General features: G+C 68.3%; 3 protein-coding genes. All 3 read left to right on the forward strand.

From position 1 onward, the window contains the following. On the forward strand, positions 1-419 hold a 419-nt coding region (locus ACFQ36_RS20250; RefSeq protein ID WP_377016937.1), incomplete at its 5' end, for a DUF721 domain-containing protein. 272 nt (positions 420-691) lie between these two features. Further along, positions 692-2,752 carry a DNA topoisomerase (ATP-hydrolyzing) subunit B gene (gyrB, locus tag ACFQ36_RS20255; protein ID WP_377016941.1) on the forward strand — a complete coding sequence of 687 codons (2,061 nt, stop codon included), beginning with the start codon at positions 692-694 and terminating at the stop codon, positions 2,750-2,752. Between the two features lie 46 nt (positions 2,753-2,798). Continuing rightward, positions 2,799-5,468: a DNA gyrase subunit A gene (gene gyrA / locus ACFQ36_RS20260; protein WP_377016939.1), complete on the forward strand. Its 2,670-nt coding sequence runs from the start codon at positions 2,799-2,801 to the stop codon at positions 5,466-5,468. Positions 5,469-5,554: the final 86 nt, after the last annotated feature.

Consider the following 5,554-nt stretch of genomic DNA (forward strand, 5'->3'; position numbering starts at 1 on the left):
CCGCCGGCGACGGCCGCGCCTCGACCCGGGACCGCGGCGCGGCGCAGCCCAGGCACGAGTCCGGCCGGGACCCGCAGGGGCTGGGGACCGTGTTCAACCGGCTGCTCCGGGACCGCGGCTGGAACTCGCCGGTGGCGGTCGGCTCCGTGATTTCGCGCTGGGACGAGCTGGTGGGCCCGGAGATCGCCGCCCACTGCCGGCCCGAAAGCTTCCAGGACACCACGGTCCAGGTCCGCTGCGATTCCACCGCCTGGGCCACCCAGCTGCGGCTGCTCAGTTCGGCGCTGCTGGCCCGGTTCGACGACGCCCTGGGCGATGGTGTGGTCACCAAGATCCAGGTGCTGGCCCCCGCGGCGCCGAACTGGCGCAAAGGCCCGCGCAGCGCCGGCGGCCGCGGCCCGCGCGACACCTACGGATAGTCCCGTTCCGCGTCCGTCCGCCCCTCGCAAGCCCGGGACGGGCGGACAGCCCAGACGGCGCGTAGGGCGCGGGGAGGGCACGGGGACATACTGCGCCCTATCCACCCACCGGTGCTCGCGGCAAAAGGTGCTTCTATGGCCTGCCAGGCGCTGTCCACGCAAAACTGACCCTCCCGGCACGGTAGAATTAGGGATGCGGTGCCTTCTCCCGGACGTGAGGGCGCTTCGGACATGACATGGAATTTTGTGAGGAGTCGGCGGCAACTGTGGCGATGGACAACGAGCACGAACACGCCGGTGAGGACCCCCGCGCCAGCGGCGGCGGCAAGGTCGACAGGGAATACGGCGCCGGGGACATCACGGTCCTGGAGGGCCTTGAAGCCGTCCGCAAGCGCCCCGGCATGTACATCGGGTCCACCGGCCCGCGCGGCCTGCACCATTTGGTCTACGAGGTAGTCGACAACTCCGTCGACGAGGCGCTGGCCGGCTACTGCGACACGATCGACGTCACCCTGCTGGCCGACGGCGGCGTGCGGGTGTCGGACAACGGCCGCGGCATTCCCGTGGACATGCACCCGACCGAGGGCAGGCCCACGGTGGAGGTGGTCATGACCATCCTGCACGCCGGCGGCAAGTTCGGCGGCGGCGGCTACGCCGTCTCCGGCGGCCTGCACGGTGTGGGCATCTCCGTGGTCAACGCGCTCTCCCGCCGGGTCGAGACCGAGGTCCGCCGGCAGGGCTACGTCTGGTACCAGTCCTTCGCCAACGGCGGACACCCGGTCGGCGAGCTGCGCCGGGGCGGGCCCACCACGGAGACCGGCACCACCCAGACATTCTGGCCGGACCCGGAGATCTTCGAGACCACCGAGTTCGACTTCGAGACCCTGCGCGCCCGCTTCCAGCAGATGGCATTCCTGAACAAGGGCCTGAAGATCACCCTGACGGACGAGCGCCGCCCGGTGGTGTCCGAGGACGAGGACCTGGACATCCCGGCGGATGCGGCGGACGAGGCGGAGAAGGCGCCGGAGTACCGCCGGGTGGTCTACAAGTACGACAACGGCCTGCTGGATTACGTCAAGCACCTGAACTCGTCCAAGAAGGTGGAGGTCGTCCACCCGGAGGTCATTGCCTTCGAGTCCGAGGACCGCGAACGCCGGCTCTCCGTGGAGGTGGCGCTGCAGTGGACCTCCTCCTACTCGGAAAGCGTCCATACGTACGCCAACACCATCAACACCCATGAGGGCGGAACCCACGAAGAGGGCTTCCGCGCCGCCATGACCACGCTGATCAACAAGTACGCCCGCGACAAGAACCTCCTGAAGGAAAAGGAGGACAACCTCAGCGGCGAGGACATCCGCGAGGGCCTGACCGCCGTGATCTCGATGAAGCTGGGCGAACCCCAGTTCGAGGGGCAGACCAAGACCAAGCTGGGCAACTCCGAGGCCAAGGGCTTTGTGCAGCGCGTGGTCACGGACGAGCTCGGGGACTGGCTCGAGCGCAACCCGGGACCGGCCCGCGACGTGATCCGCAAGTCCATCCAGGCCGCCGCGGCCCGGATGGCCGCGCGCAAGGCCCGCGAGTCCACGCGCCGCAAGGGGCTGCTGGAATCCGGCGGCATGCCCGGCAAGCTCAAGGACTGCTCCTCCAAAGACCCGTCCAAGTCCGAGATCTACATTGTGGAGGGCGACTCGGCCGGCGGTTCGGCGGTACGCGGGCGCAACCCGGAGACCCAGGCCATCCTGCCGCTGCGCGGCAAGATCCTGAACGTGGAGCGCGCCCGGCTGGACCGCGCCCTGAGCAACGCCGAGGTGCAGGCGATGATCACCGCCTTCGGCGCCGGCATCGGCGAAGATTTCGACGTCGATAAGGCCCGCTACCACAAGATCGTGCTGATGGCCGATGCCGACGTGGACGGCCAGCACATCACCACCCTGCTGCTGACCCTGCTCTTCCGCTACATGCGCCCGCTGATCGAGAGCGGCTACGTCTACCTGGCCCAGCCGCCGCTGTACCGGATCAAGTGGTCCAACCACCCCCATGACTACGTGTTCAGTGACCGGGAACGCGACGAGGTCATCCGCAAGGGGCTGGCCAACAACCAGCGCCTGCCCAAGGAGAACGGCATCCAGCGCTACAAGGGCCTGGGCGAGATGGACTACACGGAACTGTGGGAAACCACCATGGACCCGGACAAGCGCACCCTGCTGCAGGTCACCATGGACGACGCCGCCGCGGCGGACCAGGTCTTCTCGGTGCTGATGGGCGAGGATGTGGAGTCCCGCCGCACGTTCATCCAGCAGAATGCCAAGGACGTGCGCTTCCTGGACATCTAGCCGCCTGCCGCTGCACTGACCAAGACTTGATAGAAGGAACCCAAGGATGAGCGACGAAGTAACCCCGGACGTGCCCGGGGACCCGGCCGGCGAGGTGCTGTCCGGCGAGGTGCTGACCGACCGCGTGGAGCAGGTGGACCTGCAGACCGAGATGCAGCGGTCCTACCTGGACTACGCCATGGCCGTGATCGTGGGCCGTGCCCTGCCGGACATCCGGGACGGCCTCAAGCCCGTGCACCGGCGCGTGCTGTATGCAATGTTCGACGGCGGCTACCGCCCGGACCGCGCCTTCAACAAGTGCGCCCGCGTGGTCGGCGAGGTCATGGGCCAGTACCACCCGCACGGCGACTCGGCCATCTACGATGCCCTGGTCCGCCTGATCCAGGACTGGATCATGCGCTATCCGCTGGCCCTGGGCCAGGGCAACTTCGGCTCCCCCGGCAATGACGGCGCCGCGGCCCCGCGGTACACCGAAACCAAGATGGCCCCGCTGGCCATGGAAATGGTGCGGGACATCGACGAGGAAACCGTCGATTTCCAGGACAACTACGACGGCAAGAACCAGGAGCCGACCATCCTGCCGGCCCGGTTCCCGAACCTATTGGTCAACGGCTCCTCCGGCATCGCCGTCGGGATGGCCACCAACATCCCGCCGCACAACCTGCGCGAGGTGGCCGACGGCGTCCAGTGGTACCTGAAGAACCCCCGCGCCACGCGCGAAGAGCTGCTCGAGGCCCTGATCCAGCGGATCAAGGGCCCGGACTTCCCCACCGGCGCGCAGATCCTCGGCCACAAGGGCATCGAGGACGCCTACCGGACCGGCCGCGGCTCGATCACCATGCGCGCCGTGGTCAATGTCGAGGAGCTCCAGGGCCGCACCTGCCTGGTGGTCACCGAGCTGCCCTACCAGGCCAACCCGGACAACCTGGCAATCAAGATCGCCGAACTGGTCAAGGACGGCAGGATCGGCGGCATCGCCGACATGCGCGATGAGACCTCCGGCCGCACCGGCCAGCGCCTGGTGATCGTGCTCAAGCGCGACGCGGTGCCCAAGGTGGTGCTGAACAACCTCTACAAGCACACTCAGCTGCAGGAAAACTTCGCCGCCAACATGCTGGCCCTGGTGGACGGCGTGCCCCGCACGCTTACGCTGGACGCCTTCGTCAGGCACTGGGTCACCCACCAGCTCGAGGTCATCGTCCGCCGTACCCGGTACCGGCTGCGCAAGGCCGAGGAGGCGGCCCACATCCTGCGCGGCCTGCTCAAGGCGCTGGACGCGCTGGACGAGGTCATCGCCCTGATCCGCCGTTCCCCCACCGTCGAGGACGCCCGCAACGGACTGATCCAGCTGCTGGACATCGACGAGATCCAGGCCCAGGCCATCCTGGACATGCAGCTGCGCCGGCTGGCCGCCCTGGAACGCCAGAAGATCCAGGACCAGCACGCCAAATTGGAGGCCGAGATCCTCGAGTACAACCGGATCCTGGCCTCGGAGGAGGTCCAGCGCGGCATCGTCAGCGACGAGCTTGCCGAGATCACCGAGAAGTACGGGGACGAGCGGCGCACCCAGATCCTGATGGGCTACGACGGGGACATGAGCGTCGAGGACCTGATCCCGGAAGAGGAAATCGTCGTCACCATCACCCGCGGCGGCTACGTCAAGCGCACCCGCAGCGACAACTACCGCTCCCAGCAGCGCGGCGGCAAGGGCATCAAGGGCGCCCAGCTGCGCGGCGACGACGTCGTGCAGCACTTCTTCGTCACCACCACGCACCACTGGCTGCTGTTCTTCACCAACCTGGGCCGGGTCTACCGGGCCAAGGCCTACGAGCTGCCGGAGGCGGCCCGGGACGCCAAGGGCCAGCACGTGGCGAACCTGCTGGCCTTCCAGCCGGACGAGCGCATCGCCCAGGTGCTGGACCTGCGCGACTACAGCCAGGCCCCGTACCTGGTGTTGGCCACCAAGAACGGCCTGGTCAAGAAGACCCGGCTGGAGGACTACGACACGAACCGCTCCGCCGGCGTGATCGCGATCAACCTGCGCGACGGCGACGAACTGGTCTCCGCGCAGCTGGTCTCCGAGACCGACGACCTGATGCTGGTCTCCCGGCGCGGCCAGTCCCTGCGCTTCACCGCCACCGACGAGGCCCTGCGGCCGATGGGCCGGGCGACGTCCGGCGTGACCGGGATGAAGTTCCGCGACCACGACGAGCTGCTTGCCGCGGACGTGGTCACCGAAGGCTCCTTCGTGTTCATTGTCACCGAGGGCGGCTACGCCAAGCGGACCGCGGTGGACGAGTACCGCGTCCAGGGCCGCGGCGGCCTGGGCATCAAGATCGGCAAATACCAGGAGGAGCGCGGCCACCTGGTCGGGGCACTCATCGTCCACGAGGAGGACGAAGTCCTGGTGGTTATGGAAGGCGGCAAGGTGGTCCGCTCCCACGTCGCCGGCGTCCCGGCCAAGGGACGCGACACGATGGGTGTCATCTTCGCCAAGCCGGACAAGACGGATCGGATCATCGCCGTGGCCCGGAACACCGAGCGCAGCTTGGGCGAGGATGAGGAAAACGGCACAGCGGACGAGCCGGAAGCCGCCACGGAAGCGCAGCAGGACGGCCAGGATCCTGCACAGCGGCCGGTGGATGAAGTACCGTTGACTTCGGCACCGCAGCAGCCGGCTGCGGAGCTGGCGCCGGACAACGGAGGTAACGAGTGAGCACACCCAACACGCCGCGATCGGGCGCACGCCCGCAGCCGGCCACCGCACCGCGCGTCGGGACGCCCCGGACCGCGGCGACCCCC

This window comes from Arthrobacter sp. GCM10027362 (assembly GCF_042679445.1).
Taxonomy (GTDB): Bacteria; Actinomycetota; Actinomycetes; order Actinomycetales; family Micrococcaceae; genus Crystallibacter.

Excerpts from the sequence above, each read along its gene's own strand:
- gyrA (WP_377016939.1), top strand. The coding sequence starts at position 2,799 with ATGAGCGACGAAGTAACCCCGGACGTGCCCGGGGACCCGGCCGGCGAG.
- gyrB (WP_377016941.1), top strand. The coding sequence starts at position 692 with ATGGACAACGAGCACGAACACGCCGGTGAGGACCCCCGCGCCAGCGGC.